General features: G+C 36.8%; 18 protein-coding genes and 2 other annotated features. Of the genes, 15 read left to right on the top strand and 3 right to left on the bottom strand.

Going from position 1 to position 18,239, the window contains the following annotated elements; genetic code table 11:
* From ytxC to ACLIBH_RS11165, 9 genes are all read left to right on the top strand, one after another.
* Positions 1-708: sporulation protein YtxC (ytxC, locus tag ACLIBH_RS11205; RefSeq protein WP_439316789.1), on the top strand; the 708-nt coding region annotated here is incomplete at its 5' end.
* 56 nt (positions 709-764) lie between these two features.
* Positions 765-989: a binding site (T-box leader), on the top strand.
* A gap of 98 nt (positions 990-1,087) precedes the next feature.
* Positions 1,088-3,037 carry a threonine--tRNA ligase gene (thrS, locus tag ACLIBH_RS11200; RefSeq protein ID WP_439316788.1) on the top strand — a complete coding sequence of 650 codons (1,950 nt, stop codon included), beginning with the start codon at positions 1,088-1,090 and terminating at the stop codon, positions 3,035-3,037.
* Positions 3,038-3,457: 420 nt separating this feature from the next.
* Positions 3,458-3,587: a sequence feature (ribosomal protein L20 leader region), on the top strand.
* A gap of 100 nt (positions 3,588-3,687) precedes the next feature.
* Positions 3,688-4,191 carry a translation initiation factor IF-3 gene (gene infC / locus ACLIBH_RS11195; protein ID WP_439316790.1) on the top strand — a complete coding sequence of 168 codons (504 nt, stop codon included), beginning with the start codon at positions 3,688-3,690 and terminating at the stop codon, positions 4,189-4,191.
* Between the two features lie 26 nt (positions 4,192-4,217).
* Complete coding sequence (gene rpmI / locus ACLIBH_RS11190; protein ID WP_439316787.1) at positions 4,218-4,412, top strand: 50S ribosomal protein L35; 195 nt, start codon at positions 4,218-4,220, stop codon at positions 4,410-4,412.
* Between the two features lie 40 nt (positions 4,413-4,452).
* Positions 4,453-4,809, top strand: a complete 357-nt coding sequence (gene rplT, locus ACLIBH_RS11185; protein ID WP_439316786.1) for a 50S ribosomal protein L20 — start codon at positions 4,453-4,455, stop codon at positions 4,807-4,809.
* A gap of 262 nt (positions 4,810-5,071) precedes the next feature.
* Positions 5,072-5,344 carry a DUF1294 domain-containing protein gene (locus tag ACLIBH_RS11180; protein ID WP_439316785.1) on the top strand — a complete coding sequence of 91 codons (273 nt, stop codon included), beginning with the start codon at positions 5,072-5,074 and terminating at the stop codon, positions 5,342-5,344.
* Positions 5,345-5,397: 53 nt separating this feature from the next.
* Positions 5,398-5,970 (top strand): TVP38/TMEM64 family protein, encoded by a 573-nt coding sequence (locus ACLIBH_RS11175; protein WP_439316784.1) that lies wholly within the window; start codon positions 5,398-5,400, stop codon positions 5,968-5,970.
* Between the two features lie 85 nt (positions 5,971-6,055).
* On the top strand, positions 6,056-6,541 hold the full coding sequence (locus ACLIBH_RS11170) for a dUTP diphosphatase (protein ID WP_439316783.1): 486 nt from the start codon (positions 6,056-6,058) through the stop codon (positions 6,539-6,541).
* Between the two features lie 19 nt (positions 6,542-6,560).
* Positions 6,561-7,646, top strand: a complete 1,086-nt coding sequence (locus ACLIBH_RS11165; RefSeq protein ID WP_439316782.1) for a M42 family metallopeptidase — start codon at positions 6,561-6,563, stop codon at positions 7,644-7,646.
* An 88-nt stretch (positions 7,647-7,734) separates the two neighbouring features.
* On the opposite strand, the gene ACLIBH_RS11160 is transcribed toward ACLIBH_RS11165, so the two are convergent.
* Together ACLIBH_RS11160 and sspI are read right to left on the bottom strand one after the other, a co-directional pair.
* On the bottom strand, positions 7,735-8,325 hold the full coding sequence (locus ACLIBH_RS11160; RefSeq protein ID WP_439316781.1) for a lytic transglycosylase domain-containing protein: 591 nt from the start codon (positions 8,323-8,325) through the stop codon (positions 7,735-7,737).
* A 443-nt stretch (positions 8,326-8,768) separates the two neighbouring features.
* Positions 8,769-8,993 carry a small acid-soluble spore protein SspI gene (sspI, locus tag ACLIBH_RS11155; RefSeq protein ID WP_439316780.1) on the bottom strand — a complete coding sequence of 75 codons (225 nt, stop codon included), beginning with the start codon at positions 8,991-8,993 and terminating at the stop codon, positions 8,769-8,771.
* A 97-nt stretch (positions 8,994-9,090) separates the two neighbouring features.
* Here sspI and ACLIBH_RS11150 point away from each other — a divergent pair, with 97 nt between their 5' ends.
* The 3 genes from ACLIBH_RS11150 to pheT all read left to right on the top strand — a co-directional run bounded on the left by ACLIBH_RS11150 (position 9,091) and on the right by pheT (position 13,680).
* The gene (locus ACLIBH_RS11150; RefSeq protein WP_439316779.1) at positions 9,091-9,828 is read left to right on the top strand and encodes a TrmH family RNA methyltransferase; all 738 of its coding nucleotides are present in this window, start codon (positions 9,091-9,093) and stop codon (positions 9,826-9,828) included.
* A 372-nt stretch (positions 9,829-10,200) separates the two neighbouring features.
* The gene (gene pheS / locus ACLIBH_RS11145; protein WP_439316778.1) at positions 10,201-11,235 is read left to right on the top strand and encodes a phenylalanine--tRNA ligase subunit alpha; all 1,035 of its coding nucleotides are present in this window, start codon (positions 10,201-10,203) and stop codon (positions 11,233-11,235) included.
* Between the two features lie 15 nt (positions 11,236-11,250).
* Entirely contained in the window at positions 11,251-13,680 is a 2,430-nt protein-coding gene (gene pheT, locus ACLIBH_RS11140) for a phenylalanine--tRNA ligase subunit beta (protein WP_439316777.1), read from the top strand.
* 78 nt (positions 13,681-13,758) lie between these two features.
* Here pheT and rnhC read toward each other — a convergent pair whose 3' ends face one another.
* Complete coding sequence (gene rnhC, locus ACLIBH_RS11135; RefSeq protein ID WP_439316776.1) at positions 13,759-14,691, bottom strand: ribonuclease HIII; 933 nt, start codon at positions 14,689-14,691, stop codon at positions 13,759-13,761.
* 806 nt (positions 14,692-15,497) lie between these two features.
* Between rnhC and zapA the strand changes: the two genes are divergently transcribed.
* The 3 genes from zapA to polX all read left to right on the top strand — a co-directional run bounded on the left by zapA (position 15,498) and on the right by polX (position 18,237).
* Complete coding sequence (zapA, locus tag ACLIBH_RS11130) at positions 15,498-15,758, top strand: cell division protein ZapA (RefSeq protein WP_439316775.1); 261 nt, start codon at positions 15,498-15,500, stop codon at positions 15,756-15,758.
* Positions 15,759-15,765: 7 nt separating this feature from the next.
* The gene (locus ACLIBH_RS11125; RefSeq protein WP_439316774.1) at positions 15,766-16,320 is read left to right on the top strand and encodes a CvpA family protein; all 555 of its coding nucleotides are present in this window, start codon (positions 15,766-15,768) and stop codon (positions 16,318-16,320) included.
* Between the two features lie 198 nt (positions 16,321-16,518).
* Positions 16,519-18,237: a DNA polymerase/3'-5' exonuclease PolX gene (gene polX, locus ACLIBH_RS11120; protein WP_439316773.1), complete on the top strand. Its 1,719-nt coding sequence runs from the start codon at positions 16,519-16,521 to the stop codon at positions 18,235-18,237.
* Positions 18,238-18,239 lie beyond the last annotated feature (2 nt).

Raw genomic sequence — 18,239 nt, 5'->3', positions numbered from 1 at the left:
TTACAAGAAATAGCAGACTCAATGGTGCATGTCTTTTTTGTGTTTCGATTATCGCGAATGATTAAACAAGTCATTCAAAAATATTATTTTTATACAAATATTTATGAGATTGAGCGGATATGTGAGATTGCTTACGGTGCTTTATCAGGCGAAGATAAAGAAGCGTTTAAGCTGATTGATAGACATAAAGAAATGGAGCCGAAAAGCAGTTTGTATTCCCTCTTTATGACAAATATTAAAAGCTCTAAAGTCATTCATTTTGATTCGATTATACAATTTCAGTTAAATTCTTTTAAAGAACGACTTGTTTATGATGTCGGATTAGCAATTGATGAGTTTAAAAGAGAAGAAGACCACCAGGCGTTTATTCAAATGCTACGTGAATATGTACAAAAGAAAAAGACGATTTTTAAAGAAATTCATGTACTACAAGGGAATCACTTTACGTTTTATCAGGCAAATGGAAGACAACTAACACAAAATGATTTACATTCATTAATGGAGAGAGAGCCGCTATATATTGTTGGATTAGATAGGAATGAACGAAATCTTGCACCACTAATTACAATCGCCCCAGAAAGAATTCATATTTACGGAAATAATTCTTCAGAGCCAAAAACGTTAACTATTATTAATGTGTTTCAAGAACGTGTTCGCTTTCATTCCGTTCGTCAATTTCCGTTTTTTCGAATTGCAGGAAAAGAATAGTGTTTTTCTTGCTTAACGACAATATTACCGATATAATATATAATTATAAAATTAGTGTAAAAGTAACGATAAGGACATGATTATTTGTAACGATATAGAAAGAGAAAGAAGTCTGTGGCTGGAAGCTTCTGCTATATTGACAAATGATTACCACCTTTGAACTCTGCTGTGGAAAATATAGTACACGGTAGCGTATATTCTGCGTTAAAGATAATTTAAGCTGTAGTGTACTATTTACTACAGAAATTAGGGTGGAACCACGATTAATACTCGTCCCTTTGCAAACATGCAAAGAGACGGGTTTTTTAGTTGTATCCAACCGAGAAAACAGCATGTTTATTTAATTGTAATTATGTATGTATATAAAGGAGTGGAAAAGTTGTCCAGCAATATTAACATTATTTTTCCAGACGGAGCAGAAAAACAGTATGCGGTCGGAACAACAGGTGCGGAGATTGCAGCTTCAATCTCGCCTGGATTAAAGAAGCAAGCATTAGCAATCAGGCTTGATGGTAAAATGGTTGATTTAAATAGACCATTGAAAAAGGGTGGCAAGCTAGAAATAGTAACATATAAGGATAAAGAAGGTTTGGATATTGTACGTCACTCGACAGCACATACGTTAGCGCAAGCAATTAAACGATTATATAAGAACGTCCAATTCGGTGTAGGACCTGTAATTGAAGAAGGCTTTTATTACGATATTGATATGGAAGAGTCGATAACGCCTGAGGCTTTACCTAAAATAGAGAAAGAAATGCAACGGATAATTGATGAAAACTTAGAAATTGAACGAATAGAAGTTACAAGAGAAGAAGCTAAAAAGATGTTCCAGGAAATAGGCGATCATTTAAAACTGGAGCTTATTGATATGATTCCTGAAGATGAACAAGTAACGATTTATAAACAAGGAGAGTTCTTTGATTTATGTCGAGGAGTTCATGTTCCTTCTACAAGTAAAATTAAACAATTTAAGTTATTAAGTATCTCTGGTGCGTATTGGCGTGGAGATAGTAAGAATAAACAGTTGCAGAGAATATATGGAACTGCTTTTGAAAAAAAGAGCCAGCTAAAAGAATACGTTCAAATATTACAGGAGCGTAAAGAGCGTGATCACCGAAAACTAGGTAAAGAACTACAGTTATTCACGATTAGTCAAAAGGTAGGTCAAGGGTTACCAGTGTGGTTACCGAAAGGGGCTACAATACGTCGAACAATTGAGAGGTATATTGTAGATTTGGAAGAAAGACTTGGCTATGATCATGTATATACTCCAGTTCTTGGCAGTGTTGATTTATATAAAACGAGCGGCCACTTAGACCATTATAACGAGGACATGTTTCCAATTATGGAAATGGATAATGAAGATTTAGTTTTGCGTCCAATGAACTGTCCACATCATATGATGGTGTATAAAAATAACTTATACAGTTATCGTAACCTACCCGTTCGTATTGCAGAATTAGGACAAATGCATCGGTATGAAATGTCAGGTGCACTTGCCGGCTTGCAGCGTGTTCGAGGTATGACACTGAATGATGCACACATATTTGCTAGACCTGAACAGTTAAAAGAAGAGTTTATCCGTGTAGTTGAACTTATCCAGCACGTATATAATGATTTTGATATTACCGATTATTATTTCCGGTTATCGTACAGAGATCCAGCGGATAAAGAAAAGTATATTGATAATGACCGTATGTGGGAGCATGCACAGGCAATGCTTAAAGAAACGATGGATGAAATGGGTCTTGAATATGTTGAAGCGATTGGTGAAGCTGCATTTTATGGACCGAAGCTTGATGTCCAAGTGAAAACTGCACTAGGACATGACGAAACATTATCAACCGTACAAATTGATTATCAATTACCCGAGAAATTTGATTTGACGTATATTGGTGAAGATGGAAAAGAACACCGTCCAGTTGTTATTCACCGGGGTGTCGTTTCAACAATGGAAAGATTCGTCGCCTTCTTAATCGAAGAGTATAAAGGTGCGTTTCCAACGTGGATTGCTCCAGAGCAAGTGAAAATTATACCTGTATCGTTACAGGCGCACCTTGACTATGCGAAAGAACTCGCAGATCAATTAAAGCAAGCAGGTATTCGGGTTAAAGTAGACGAACGAGAAGAAAAGCTTGGATATAAAATTAGGGAAGCTCAAACGCAAAAAATACCTTTTTCGATCGTAGTTGGAGATCAAGAAAAAGAAGCGAACACAGTGAACGTTCGTCGTTACGGTAAAAAGGAAACAACTACGTTAGAGTTCAGCGCGTTTTTTGATCTACTAAAAAATGAAATTGCTCAAAAACGACCAGCTGATAGCTAAAAATCACTTTAGCTTATCGTAGGCGTTACCATTATTAAGTTATCTATTGTTAAGTATGGGGTTTGTAAAGACGACGTTATTCCTAAAAAAGTATGAGTAAGATGTTTGTGGGGGAACAGATGCACGAATCTAACTAGATAATATGTGATCAATTTTACTTCCAACGATATACACATGAATAACACCGTTGATTTTCCCTGCAGGTGGATGCTTTCCGCGGGCACGGCTTCAGCCTCCTCGGAAAGCGTAGTGTATATCTACTGCGGTAAGTAGGAATCAATACTAAAATTAACGAATACAAAGAGAGGTTTTTTAACTTCTTAAAATAACCCCCACAAATACGTGACTCAATCCCTAAAAAAAACTAATTTGACATGCATGATGACACATGCTATACTATTGTAGTTAATAAAATGATCTAATGACAAGTAGGAGCACCCGCTTCTCACCTGATCAACGCACTTTTGCAGTTGGCTGGTTTAACAACTTCTTTATGTAAAAACAAGGGAGACGTGTGGGTGTATCTATACATCCACACTTTTTATTTTTCCGTAAAAATGGTGGGATTTAATAATTACTTATTATTACTTGTCCGTTATAGATCACAAGAACAAAAAATAATGCGGAGGTGGCTGGATATTAGCAAAGATATGAATGTAAATGAAAAGATTCGTGCTCGAGAGGTGCGTTTAATCGATTCAAATGGTGACCAGCTTGGAGTGAAGTCACGTCAAGAGGCATTGGAAATTGCTCAAAAACGAAACTTAGACTTGGTCCTTGTTGCCCCGGGAGCAAAGCCTCCTGTTTGTAGAATAATGGACTATGGAAAGTACCGTTTTGAACAGCAGAAGAAAGAAAAAGAAGCACGTAAAAAGCAAAAAGTAATAAATGTAAAAGAAGTGCGCTTCACGCCGGGAATTGGCGATCATGATTTTAATACGAAGCTAAGAAATGCTCGGAAGTTTTTAGATAATGGCGATAAAGTGAAAGCATCCGTCCGTTTTCGTGGACGTGCGATTACACACAAAGAATTAGGACAGGAAGTACTTGATCGTCTTGCGGAAGAAGTAAAAGATATTTCAACCGTTGAATCAAAGGCAAAAATGGAAGGGCGCAACATGTTTATGATGCTTGCACCTATTAGTGAAAAATAAGTACTATTTTCTAGGAGGAATTAAGAATGCCTAAAATGAAAACACACAAAGGTTCGCAAAAGCGTTTTAAAAGAACCGGTTCAGGTAACTTAAAACGTTCACATGCATATACAAGTCACTTGTTTGCAAATAAATCACAAAAACAAAAGCGTAAATTGCGTAAATCTGCAATGGTATCTGCAGGAGACTTAAAAAGAATTAATACAATGTTACCGAAATAAGCTAAATTAAATTTGAAAGTGATATTAGGAGGTCATTATTATGCCACGAGTTAAGGGTGGACCAGTTACGCGTAGACGTCGTAAACGCGTATTGAAATTAGCAAAAGGATATTACGGTTCGAAACACCGTTTATTTAAAACAGCAAAACAACAAGTAATGAAGTCAGGTCAGTATGCATATCGTGACCGTAGAAGAAAGAAACGTGATTTTCGTAAGCTATGGATTACACGTATCAATGCTGCAGCTCGCATGAATGATATTTCATATAGCCAGTTAATGCATGGTCTAAAAGAAGCTGGTATTGAAATTAATCGTAAAATGCTTTCAGAGCTTGCAATTAACGATGAAAAAGCATTTGCTCAGCTTGTTGAAAAAGCAAAAACAGCACTAAAGTAATATAAATATATAATTATAAAAATCCGAACTGATTCACGTGCATGATGGAATCATTGTTCGGGTTTTTTACTTACATAACAACCAATAATGGACTTAACATAGTAGCTTTAGTCTGTTTATAGACTGGCAAGTGGCGATGCAAGTATAGGTATAGTTACGAGCATTCTTTTTTATCTAGATGAAAAGTGATAAGAAGAATTAAACCGCTAGTTGTTACTCGTATTTAATACCGACCTTATTTACAGGATGGGAGCGCAAAATAATGGGGATATCAAGTTTTGTATATTATGTTATAGGGGTAAATATAGTCGCTTTTTTATTAATGCGTATAGATAAACAGAAAGCTATAAAGCAACAATACCGAATTCCAGAGCGTACGTTTTGGTTGCTAAGTTTATTAGGAGGGACAATTGGGACGATGACTGCAATGCAATTGTTTCGGCATAAAACAAAGCATCCTTCTTTTTATATTGGGATGCCGGTCTTACTTGTACTCCAGATATGCTTTCTTTTCTATTTCCTCTTTTTGTCATAAAGGCTCGTCTATTGTCATATAAATGTAACACGAGCTAAAAAAGGGGGATTCAAATGGAGCACGTTGGACAGCATATTGTTTCTTTTATCGAGTCAGGTGGATTGTTAGCTCCTCTTTTATTTATTAGCTTTCATTTAATAAGGCCATTATTTTTTCTTCCAGTTATTTTTATATGTATTTCAGGAGGCATGCTATTTGGAACGATTGGCGGTACTCTTTATTCTGTAATTGGAATAACGTTATCAAGCATTTTGTTTTATGGATTAATGCATAACATGCCTAAAACGTTTCGACGCATCTTTTATTTAAAAGAAAAATGGATGGGCAAACGATCGTTGTTAACGAAAAAACAAATCGCTTTATTACGGCTTATTCCTTTTATTCATTTTCATTTATTATCTCTATGTCTTATCGAAATCTCTTCGTCATTCAAAGACTATATAAAGTCCTCATTAATTACTAATATCCCTTTCGCATTTATTTATACATCTATTGGTCAAGGTATTGTAGGATTAGCTCCTATTTATATCCTTGCAGTTAGTCTCGTTGGAATACCATTCATTTATTGGCTTCGTAGAAAAGAAATACACATTAAATGGAATGACTTTTTCCAAATGACGGTATAAAGATAGGGTTTAACTAAACCTTTCGCATAAAAAATGATACAATCGAGGAAAGTCTATGCTTAGATATAGAAGAGGAGAAAAAACAGTGAATTGGAAAGAGTTATTTACGATGCAGGCGGCACTCGATCAATATATTGTCGATAAGCATGCGCTTTCGGACAAGAATTTATTTGAAAAGAAATATTTAGCTTTGTTAGTAGAGCTTGGTGAACTTGCGAATGAAACGAGATGTTTCAAGTTTTGGAGTACAAAATCTCGTAACGAATCATCGGTAATTTTAGAGGAGTACGTGGACAATATTCATTTTATTCTATCGCTCGGAATAGAAAAAGGATACATACTTGAAACGATTCAATTTGAAGTAGAAAGCGATTCCGAAACAGCTCAATTTAACAATGTATTTGCCGCATGTACTTTATTTTACGAGCATCCATCGGTAGAGAATTATAAGAATTTATTTAAACGGTATTTACAATTAGGAAAGACCCTTGGCTTTAATGAAAAAGATATTCAAAAGGCATACAAAGATAAAAATGAAATAAACTATGAAAGACAGCAAGCCGGCTATTAATAGGAGGTAACGATTACAAATGAAGAAAATGGACGAAACGACAACAATGCTCAAAGCGTTAACAGATGCAAGAGGGATTTCCGGGCATGAAAAAGAAGCGCGACAGGTAATGGAGAAGTATATAAAGCCATTTGCAGATGAATTATTTACGGACAACCTAGGAAGCTTAATTGCAAAAAAAACTGGGAATGATAACGGTCCAAAAATTATGGTTGCAGGTCATTTGGATGAAGTAGGTTTTATGGTAACTCGGATCGATAAAAATGGATTTATCTATTTTCAAACCGTAGGCGGTTGGTGGAATCAAGTTATGCTCGCCCAGCGTGTAACAATCATGACAGCAAAAGGGGATGTGACCGGGGTTATTGGATCAAAACCACCACATATATTATCGCCTGAAGCTCGTAAAAAACCAGTTGCAATTAAAGATATGTTTATTGATGTAGGAGCTTCTGATAAAGAAGAAGCGATGGAATTCGGTATTCGACCTGGAGATTCAATCGTTCCTTATTTCGAATTCACCCCGTTAAAAAACGAAAAAATGTTAATGGCTAAAGCTTGGGATAACCGAATTGGTTGTGCAATAGCAATTGAAGTTTTAAAGCAATTGAAAGATGTGGAGCATCCGAATATCGTATACGGAGTTGGAACAATTCAAGAAGAAGTAGGCTTGCGAGGAGCTCGTACCTCAGCACATGCTATTAATCCAGATATTGGGTTTGGTGTAGATGTCGGAATTGCTGGAGATACGCCAGGGATTTCGGATAAAGATGCGGATAGTAAACTCGGAAAAGGACCGCAAATTATTTTATACGATGCCTCAATGATCTCGCATAAAGGGCTTAGAGATTTTATTATTGATATCGCAGAGGAGCAGCAAATTCCTTTTCAATATTCCTCAATGTCTGGTGGAGGGACGGATTCTGGTGCCATTCACCTTACAGCAAATGGCGTACCTTCATTATCGATTACGATTGCTACGCGTTATATTCATTCCCATGCGGCTATTTTGCATCGTGACGATTTTGAAAATGCAGTTAAGCTCATCGTAGAAGCGATTAAAAAGCTTGACCGTGATACTGTAAAGGAAATAATTTTGTCCTAATGTGGAGATGATTCGTCTTGTGAGAAAGTTAAAATCATCTTTTTAATAAGAAAAACACTCTGTACATAAAGGAAGTACGGAGTGTTTTTTAGCTTTTATACAGTTGCATCACTTTTTTAATATAATTTTTTGTTTCACTAAAAGGAGGGATGCCTTGATATTTATCGACATTTCCTGGACCGGCATTGTACGCTGCTAAGGCTAATTCAATTTTTCCGTTATACTTTTGGAGCATTTGGCTAATGTATTTTGTTCCAGCTTCTATATTTTGTTGCGGATCAAAGACATTTCTAACACCTAATCCCTTGGCGGTAATTGGCATTAATTGCATAAGCCCTTTTGCGCCAGCTTTACTCTTTGCATATGTATTGTAATTGGATTCCGTTTTTATAATAGCGTGTACTAATTTTTCGTCAACTTGATACCTATTAGCAGCAGCATGGACGATGTCTGAATAGGTCGCAGGGGCTGCTTGTTTAGAAGACTTTACGGATGGGTATTTTTCTATCGGAAAAGCGGGCTCATTTAACAGTGTTGCATGATTAATTTTAGCTTGAAGTAATTGCTTGAAAGGAAGATCCGCAATAGGTGAATGGATATTAAACGAATCCTGCTCATTTGACGCGATGATGGACATTGCCTTATGCTGAATCATTTGTTGAAAGTGTTGGATATTCATATGTAACTCCTTATGCAACTATGATTACTAATATCATACGTCTTATATAAAAAAATGGCAAGGGACGATTAAATTCGGATTGAGTCACGTATGTCTGTATATAGTTACAACCTTGAAAAATATCCTTTCCGTATAGATTAATCTAATTTAATAAAGTACTGTTACCGCCGTTTACATAATAACGATAGACAGAAATTTTGCTACAATTTTCTAGAAGGATATATTCCTTTCATATGCATTGCTTCTCGTACAGTGTGTTTAGGAAATATTTTTTTCGCTTAATATTTTGTTTATTAAATCTGTTGGGCCATTACTTGTAACGGACGGCGGACGCTTCCGCGGGCATGGCTTGAGCCTCTTGCGCTCGCTGCGGAAACTCAAGTCTTATGCTTTTCACGCTGGAGTCGCCGCCTTTTGCTATAAATTGAGTACGTTTAAATACACTAAATGTCGGATGCTGCTTGCTTCACACCTTGCTCCAGCGAATGAATCATTTCATTACGGTCTTCGTCACTTGATTGCTGCCATATTAATTCAAACAAAACACCAAGTCCTGGTAGCATTTTTTCTTCCCCTTCTTTAATTGCCTCAACGATCGTAGCTTCTAACTGCTGTGGATCATTTGCTTTTATATTTTCAATAATAGCTTTTCGTAAATTTAAGTCCATAAATTTTCGCTCCTTTATAAATGATTTATCACATAGTTTGACCATTCGCTTCGCAAGTATGTATGATAAAAGAAAATAATGTATAGGATTGAAAAAAATGATTAGTTCATTACAAAACGAACATATAAAAAAGTGGCGGAAGCTCCGCTCAAAAAAAGAAAGAATAAAAACACAATCTTTTTTAATTGAAGGCTTTCATCTTATTGAAGAAGCAAAACGTAGCACTTGGAAAATTACACATATCATTGTTCAGGATGGTGTGTCATATCCTTCTTGGTGTGAAGACTATCCGGTAACAGTATGTACCAAAGAGGTTTTCCATCATTTATCATTAACGGAAGCACCTCAAGGAATTGCAGCTGTTGTAAAAATAAAGCAAGCGAACCGTATTCGTGGTAATTATGTTTTGTTATTAGACGAAGTGCAGGATCCGGGAAATTTTGGAACGATGATACGCACGGCGGATGCTGCGGGTTTTTCTGCCGTAATAGCGGGTCATGGTACGGTTGACATGTATAACGATAAGGTTGTTCGAGCAACACAAGGTTCATTGTTTCACCTGCCTGTTTTTCATGCACGCCTTGATGAACAAATAAAATGTTTGAAACAAGAAGGGTTTACAATATGGGGAGCAGCACTAACTGGTGCAGTAAATTATTCAGAAGCAGAGAAAGATAACAAGGTAGCAATTGTTGTCGGAAATGAGGGCGCTGGTATTCAAAAAAATATTTTAGCATTAGTAGATAAAACCGTTAAAATTCCAATTTACGGACAAGCAGAATCGTTAAATGTAAGTGTTGCAGCGAGTATACTAATGTATTATTTTCGCAGTTAACTTGCATGCTTTGTCAAATTTACATATAATAATGACAGGTACAAATGAATATGTATAAAGCTATGAACGGACCAAGTAACGATTGACGAGCGGTACAGGAAGGGATTGCCTATGACTGGAAGCATCCTATCGCTTAGATTGTTATGATTCATCCTGGAGCTGGCGCCGAGACCTTGTACGTATAAGTAAAGGCGTTCTGGATAGTTTTCCATTATCAGAAATGAGTTGGACATGTTACATGTCAACAAGGGTGGTACCGCGAAATCACAGCCTCGTCCCTTTATTGGGATAGGGCTTTTTTTATGTTTCGTAAATTTCTGTTGTACGGCGGAAATGATCTCTATTTTTAATAATTAAAGGAGGCGTTTATTTGTGAAAGAACAATTGGATTTATTACAGCAAAAAGCGTTAAGTGAGATTGAAGATACACATTCTGTAAAAGAACTACAACAATTAAATGTTACGTATTTAGGCCGAAAAGGTTCCCTCACAAATGTGTTGCGAGGTATGGGACAATTGTCAAAGGAAGAACGTCCAGTTATTGGTCAATTAGCGAACCAAGTAAGAGCAGCTATTGAAAAAGCTATGGAAGTAAAACAGGCTACTCTTGAACAAATTGAATTGGAAAAGCAGTTAGAAAAGGAAACAATTGATATAACGTTGCCTGGACGACCAGTAAATATAGGTGGGGCGCATATTTTAACTTCTATTATTGAAGAAATTGAAGATATTTTTATCGGCTTAGGATATGAAGTGAGAGAAGGTCCCGAAGTAGAAACAGACTATTTTAACTTTGAAGCGTTAAATCTTCCGAAAGGGCATCCGGCACGAGATATGCAAGATACATTTTATATTACTAATGAATTGCTGATGCGCACACATACTTCTCCCGTACAAGCACGGACGATGCAAGCACTGGAAGGGAATCGCCCAGTTCGTATGATATGCCCAGGAAAAGTGTACCGTCGAGACAACGATGATGCCACACATTCGCATCAGTTCACTCAGATCGAAGGGCTATACGTAGATAAAAATGTCCGCATGAGCGATCTCAAAGGTACGTTAAATACGTTTGCAAAAAAAATATTCGGTGAGGAACGTGAAATTCGCCTTCGACCGAGCTTCTTTCCGTTTACCGAGCCATCTGTAGAGATGGACATTTCTTGTAAGGTATGTAGTGGACAGGGCTGCTCGGTATGTAAAAAAACAGGCTGGATTGAAATTCTAGGTGCCGGAATGGTTCACCCTAAGGTCTTGACGATGGCAGGCTATGATCCAGATGTATATACAGGATTTGCCTTTGGCATGGGACCAGACCGTATTGCAATGCTTAAATACGGGATTGATGATATTCGTCATTTTTATAAAAATGATATCCGCTTTTTAAAACAGTTTCATAATGCATAGAGGAGGTCAAAGACCGTGTTAGTATCACTGAATTGGTTGAAAAATTATGTTGACTTTAATGATTTAAGCCCGGAAAAACTTGCTGAGTTAATTACGAAGTCTGGGATAGAGGTAGACGGTATCCATCCGATTGCACCACCGAGTGAAAATGTTGTAATTGGGTATGTTGAATCGTGTGAGCAACATCCGAATGCGGATCGTTTAAATGTTTGCCACGTTGATGTCGGAACAGAAAAACTACAAATTATATGTGGAGCACCGAACGTCGCACAAGGACAAAAGGTTGTAGTAGCAAAGCCAGGTGCGATACTGCCTAGGAATTTCAAAATAAAAAAAGTTAAGCTTCGTGGTATCGAATCGAACGGCATGATCTGTTCATTAAAAGAACTAGGTGTAGAAGAAAGATATATACCGACAGATATGGCGGAAGGAATTATTGTTTTATCAAATGATGTTTCGATAGGTGAAGACGCGACGTCTATATTAAACTTAGATGATACAGTGCTTGAGTTTGACTTAACACCGAACCGAGCGGATGCGCTTAGTATGCTTGGGGTAGCTTATGATGTATCGGCTATTTTAGGTACATCCATTCACCTACCAGATGAAACAGTTGAAACAGCCGATGAAGCAAGTACAAACTATGTAACAGTTTCAGTAGAGGATAAGGAGCTAACTCCGTATTATGGTGCCTTTATTATTAAGGATATAGAAATTAAACAAGCACCTTTGTGGATGCGCAACTATTTAATAGCTGCAGGAATTCGTCCGATAAACAACGTCGTAGATATTACGAACTATGTACTTTTGGAGTATGGTCAGCCTTTGCATGCATTTGATTATGATCGACTTAACTCAAAGCAAATACACGTACGTCGTGCCCGTTCTGGTGAAAACATTACAACTTTAGACAATCAAGTACGTACGCTTTCCAATGAGCATTTAGTTATAACTGACGGTGAAACACCAGTAGCTCTAGCTGGTGTTATGGGTGGGGCAGATACAGAAGTGCATGAAGATACACGTACGATATTATTAGAGGCAGCTTATTTTGACTCTGCTTCAGTACGCAAAACTGTTCAGCATACTGGTTTACGAAGTGAAGCAAGTACTCGATTTGAAAAAGGTGTAGATCCGAATCGAGTAAAGCAAGCCGGTATTCGAGCATGTCAACTGCTGCAAAAGTATGCAAATGGGACTGTGTTGGCTGGTACAGCAGAATTCGATGCTTTAGATCGAAACGAAAAGACGATCGTTATGGATCGGACGACTGTAAACAAACGGCTAGGAACAAATATTAGTAACGAGGAAGTTGAAGAAATTTTAACGAAGCTTCGTTTTTCATTTGATCGAGATGGGGACACGTTTACTTTATCAATACCAACACGACGCGGGGACATTACGATATTTGAAGACATGCTGGAAGAGGTAGCCAGAATTTATGGGTATGATCGATTGCCTTTTACGTTGCCAGCTAATTCTTCACAGCCAGGTGGGTTGAGTAAGCCACAAAAGTTAAAACGCAAAATAAAAGGTTATTTACAGAGCGCTGGATTGATCGAAACGATTACGTATTCTTTAACGAATGAATCGTCCGTTCAAAAGTTAATAAGTCCGGAAATTAAACAATTATCTCCAGTACCGATTGGATTAGCAATGCCGATGACGGAAGATCACCAATACTTACGGTTAAGCATTTTGCCAGAACTATTACAAACTGTGGCATACAACCAAGCGCGCGCGCAGCAGGATATCGCGTACTATGAAATTGGGTCTGTTTTTATTACAAATGAAGAGCAATTGACGAAACAACCAAATGAAGTGAAGCGACTGGCAGGAGCTTTGACAGGTAATTGGGTCGCACATAAATGGCAACAAGAGCATAAGCAGGTTGACTTTTTTGTCGTTAAAGGGATTATTGAAGGTTTAATGCGATTTTTAAACATTCCAATCCAGTGGAAACAAGATAAGGTACAAGATATGCATCCAGGTAGGTGTGCAGTTCTTACAGATGCGAATGATAGGAGAATCGGTTTTGTAGGTCAAATTCATCCGGCATTAGCAAAAAGTCTTGATTTAAAAGAAACATATGTTTTTGACTTAAACTTAGAAAGCATTATGAATCTAACAGATGATACTCCGAAGTATTCTGCCATTCCTAGATATCCATCTGTTATGCGTGATGCGGCCTTTATTGTCGATAAAGATATCGTTGCTTCAGACGTGCAAAAGAAAATAGAAGAAGTTGGTGCGCCTTTAGTTAAAAAAGTTGATATATTTGATGTTTATACTGGAGAGAATGTTGCGGAAGATAAAAAATCAATTGCATACAGCCTCCATTATCAGCATCCGGATAAAACGTTAAAAGATAAGGAAGTTGAAGCTTCATTTACAGAGGTTGTTCAACAAGTTTGTGAATCATTTAATGCGAAACTACGTATGTAAATGAGGAGAATAAAAAACCATTCCACTTTCGTATGTGGGATGGTTTTTTATTGATGATATTTTAAGAAGTTGGCTGTTTTACCAATTATTACTATATTGCATCGCTTTATTCGTGTTTGCAAAATGAACCTTTGCATATTCGTATAAAACTTCTTCGCCTTTTAAGCGAATTATTTTTGCAGCTAATTGATCAACTTTGTTCCCAGCACCTTTTAACAAAGGGAAGCCTAATTGATTAGATAGCTTGTCCATTTCTTTTAAAAAGCTTGCTCGTGCTATAACGGATGCAGCAGCTACAGCGATCGAATAACTTTCCGCCTTCGTTTTGAAAAGTGTATGGTTTAACAGCTTTTCGTTTTCAGAAGCCAAATAATTTTTATACACAATCGGCGTACAGAATTGATCGATAACAATCCCTTCATACGGTGCACTTTCAATCTTTTTGAGTAAGAGTTGAATTGCGTGATGGTGTAACATAGCCTTCATTTTCCCTTGTGACCAACCAGCCTTTTGTAATGAATTATACTTTTTGTTGTGCATAATTAAAAGCGAATACGGGATACCCTTAGTTGCAATTGCTTTAGCGAGCTCTAGCACATTCCTATCTGTTATTTTTTTAGAGTCTTGAATGCCCATCTGTTTTAATTGCTGTATTTGTTTTTGCTCTATATATACTGCCGCAACTGTTATTGGTCCAAAATAGTCGCCTGTACCTGATTCATCTGAACCGATATGATTTTTTTCAGCAAGGTTGGATGTCTGCTCGTCTTCGTTCGGCTGGTTAGCTGACTTTGTCTCCCCAATTTGTGCTATACCGTTCCATTTTGCTGCTTCTTTTTGTGCAGCATGGCCTTGGAACATAACTTTCCCTGATTTATAAGCAGTAATAACAGCATCGTCCGTTTTCGCTCGAAATACCGCTCCAGGGGGTGATGATACGAGCGTGTGATTGTACGCTTGTTCCATCTTTTTAATTGTTTCATTAGAGCAATGATATACGTTTTGCGGCATGTATTTTCTCCTCATTTCTTTCTTATTGTAAACTATAGCAAAAGAAAGAATAAAAATAAACAGCTTGATATACGATGATTGAGTCACGTATTTGTGGGTGTTATTTTAAGAAGTTAAAAAACCTCTCTTTGTATTCGTTAATTTTAGTATTGATTCCTACCGACCGCAGTAGAGTGGGAATAGCACGCGTCTGAAGTCCCCGCAGGAAGTGGTTTTCTTCCGAGGAGGCTGGAGCCGTGCCCGCGGAAAGCATCCACCTGCAGTGAAAATCAACGGTGTTATTCATGTGTATTTCGTTCGAAATAAAATTGATCACATATTATCTAGTTAGATTCGTGCATCTGTTCCCCCTCAAACATTTTACTCATACATATATGATTCACTTGAACCTATAAAATAAGCGGTTAATATGTCATAATATATTTGAGCAATGTTTGTTCGCTCATTCACTCTATACTAATTGCGAAAAATGGTTGTGATAAGACGATATGAGCTTTTCTTAACTATTTTTTGTAATTTACTTTCTTTCGCGTTTTATTGCTCCTGTTTACGAATGGAACAGCAAATTTAAGAAGTTCTCGAAGCTTATTAAATTGAGGTGTTGCCCATGGAAAGCGAAGTATAAGTCAAGACGGTAGCAACAGTGTAGGAAAAAACAGAATAATTGATACAAAAAGGGTGTTTTTCAAAAATTGAACTATCCACCTACAAATACGTGACTCAATCGCCCCGTTTTACAACGGTTTCCTAAAAGCTAGCTTTCATGTTAAGATAAAGTGTACTATTTTTTTATAGGAGGAAATGGTGTGACTGATCAAGAAAAAACCCGCATTACCGTAGAAATACATAAAAAAATGTATACGATCGTTGGGACAGAGTCACCGAACCATGTACAACAAATTGCCCGTCTTGTTGATGAAAAGATGCATGAGATCCAGAAGTCTAATGTATATTTAGATACAACACGATTGGCTGTACTTACTGCTGTCAATACAATGAATGATTACATAAAATTAAAAGAAGAGTATGAAACATTATTAAGTTTAATAGAAGAGGAAAGAGGATAAACGGAACATGGTGAATTTCATATTACTCGTTTTATTACTATTAGGTTTTCTTATTGGCTTAAAAAGAGGCTTTGTTCTACAGGTTTTTCATTTATTCGGTTTTATTGGTTCTTTTATTGTGGCTGTTATTTATTATAAAAAGCTTGCACCGAAAATTGCTTTGTGGATCCCATATCCAGACTTGACCGGTGACGGGACGTGGGCATTATTTTTGGATTCTTTACCGCTGGAAACCGCTTTTTATAATGCCGTTTCCTTTATTATCCTATTTTTTGCTGCAAAAATAGTTTTACAGATTGTTGCTTCAATGCTTGATTTTGTATCGTACATTCCAATAATAAGCTCGTTAAATAAAATTGGCGGGGCCGTCTTCGGATTTTTAGAAATGTATTTATATTTGTTTATTTTACTATATATATTTGCTTTAACCCCTGTATTGGTAATTCAAGACAAGATACAAGATTCATCGATCGCTTTATTTATGATCAAGCACACACCTTTTTTATCTGAAAAAATGAAATCGTTATGGTTTACTGATTTACTTGGACTATTACCATTTTAACAGGATGAATTTTTATCCAAGGAAATTAACATTTCCCTTATAAATAGGAAATGAAATAGAAAATATATAAATTAAGGACTGATTCAAGAAAGAATACACATTTGTTTGCTTTATGCAATGTCGTATAATTGAATCAGTTCTTTTCATGAAACGGGTATTACGTTTAAGAAAGTATGAATAAAAGCGGGTGATGGTCAATTGGAAAAAAATAAAAAAGACGTTATAAAGCTGCTTGAGACGATAGCCGTTTATCTCGAATTAAAAGGAGAAAATCCGTTTAAAATATCTGCATATCGAAAAGCTGCTGCAGCTTTGGAGCGCGATGAACGTTCTCTATCCGATATTGATGATTTCACTAAGATCAAAGGTGTTGGAAAAGGAACAAATACGGTTATTATAGATTATTTGCAAAATCACGAGTCAGAAACATTGCGCAATTTGGAGAAGGAGATTCCAGCTGGATTAATAGCGTTACTTCAGTTGCCGGGACTCGGCGGCAAAAAAATAGCAAAGCTGTATCAAGAGCTAGGCGTTGTTGATGGAGAAAGCTTGAAATCTGCTTGTGAAAATGGCCAAGTGGAAAAATTGGACGGATTCGGTAAAAAAACGAGCGAAAATATATTGCGAGCATTGTCTGAGCATAATAAACGACCAGAACGTTTGCCAATTGGAATTATGCTTCAAGCAGCAGAGAAAGTAGAAGCTTATTTAAAAACAGTGAGTGAAATAGATACGTTTTCTTTGGCAGGCAGCTTAAGACGCATGCGAGAAACGGTTAAAGATATCGATTTTATTATTGCAACGAAATCTCCGGATACTGTGCGGAAAAGATTACTTGAATTTAAAAATAATAAGGAAATTATAGCAAACGGGCCTACAAAAGTATCCGTCGTTATCGAAGATGTTTATACTATTTCTGTTGATTTTAGGATCGTTACTATTGAAGAGTTTGCAACGACATTGCATCATTTTACAGGTTCCAAAGAACATAATATCGGCATGCGTCAATTAGCCAAAATACGCGGAGAGAAAATCAATGAATACGGAATTGTGAAAGAAAGTACAAATGAAGTACTAACATTTCAATCCGAACGTGCATTTTTTAAGCATTTTGGCTTGCAATATGTCCCACCTGAGTTGCGAGAAAATAGAGGAGAGTTAGAGCAATTTAAATCACCTGTTCATTATATTGATAAAAGAGATATACGTGGGGATCTACATATGCATACGACGTGGAGTGATGGGGCACAATCGGTGCAAGAGATGGTGAATTATGCACGTTCTATTGGATATGAGTATATTGCGATAACAGACCATTCAAAAGCGTTAAAAGTAGCTAACGGCTTAAATGAAACGAGATTACGCAAGCAACGAGAAGAAATCAGTCGCTTAAATGAAAAATATTCAGATATTCATATATTTGCAGGTGTTGAAATGGATATTTTAGCGGACGGCTCATTAGATTTTACTTCAGACTTTTTAAAGGAAATGGATTTTGTAATTGGTGCGATACATTCAAGCTTCAATCAAACGGAAAAGCAAATTATGCATCGTTTATTTACTGCGTTAGAAAACCCGTATGTACACTTGATTGCTCATCCAACAGGGCGATTGATCGGGAGACGGAATAACTATGCAGTAAATATGGAATTACTTATTGAAAAGGCAATCGAAACAGAAACCGTCCTAGAAATAAATGCGAATCCGAACAGATTGGATTTATCTGCACATTGGGCAAAGGTTGCACAAGAAATGGGCGCTCTTCTAGCAATAAATACGGATGCACATAGTTATAATATGTTCTCGCATATGGAGTATGGTATTCGAACTGCGGTGCGCGGCTGGGTAAAGCAAGAAACCGTTATTAATACGTGGGAAAAAGATAAATTACAACAATTTTTAAATCGACATAAATAAGC

It is taken from the genome of Virgibacillus sp. W0430 (assembly GCF_051846935.1).
Lineage (GTDB): Bacteria > Bacillota > Bacilli > Bacillales > Amphibacillaceae > JBPYCR01.
The sequence above is the reverse complement of the archived record's forward strand: the minus strand, read 5'-3'. Positions and strand labels throughout refer to the sequence as shown.

What these genes read in the sequence shown, in the direction of transcription:
- infC (WP_439316790.1), top strand. Translation starts at nt 3,688, where the DNA reads ATGAATGTAAATGAAAAGATTCGTGCTCGAGAGGTGCGTTTAATCGAT.
- rpmI (WP_439316787.1), top strand. Translation starts at nt 4,218, where the DNA reads ATGCCTAAAATGAAAACACACAAAGGTTCGCAAAAGCGTTTTAAAAGA.
- rplT (WP_439316786.1), top strand. Translation starts at nt 4,453, where the DNA reads ATGCCACGAGTTAAGGGTGGACCAGTTACGCGTAGACGTCGTAAACGC.
- ACLIBH_RS11180 (WP_439316785.1), top strand. Translation starts at nt 5,072, where the DNA reads ATGGGGATATCAAGTTTTGTATATTATGTTATAGGGGTAAATATAGTC.
- ACLIBH_RS11175 (WP_439316784.1), top strand. Translation starts at nt 5,398, where the DNA reads ATGGAGCACGTTGGACAGCATATTGTTTCTTTTATCGAGTCAGGTGGA.
- ACLIBH_RS11165 (WP_439316782.1), top strand. Translation starts at nt 6,561, where the DNA reads ATGAAGAAAATGGACGAAACGACAACAATGCTCAAAGCGTTAACAGAT.
- ACLIBH_RS11160 (WP_439316781.1), bottom strand. Translation starts at nt 8,325, where the DNA reads ATGAATATCCAACACTTTCAACAAATGATTCAGCATAAGGCAATGTCC.
- sspI (WP_439316780.1), bottom strand. Translation starts at nt 8,993, where the DNA reads ATGGACTTAAATTTACGAAAAGCTATTATTGAAAATATAAAAGCAAAT.
- ACLIBH_RS11150 (WP_439316779.1), top strand. Translation starts at nt 9,091, where the DNA reads ATGATTAGTTCATTACAAAACGAACATATAAAAAAGTGGCGGAAGCTC.
- rnhC (WP_439316776.1), bottom strand. Translation starts at nt 14,691, where the DNA reads ATGCCGCAAAACGTATATCATTGCTCTAATGAAACAATTAAAAAGATG.
- ACLIBH_RS11125 (WP_439316774.1), top strand. Translation starts at nt 15,766, where the DNA reads ATGGTGAATTTCATATTACTCGTTTTATTACTATTAGGTTTTCTTATT.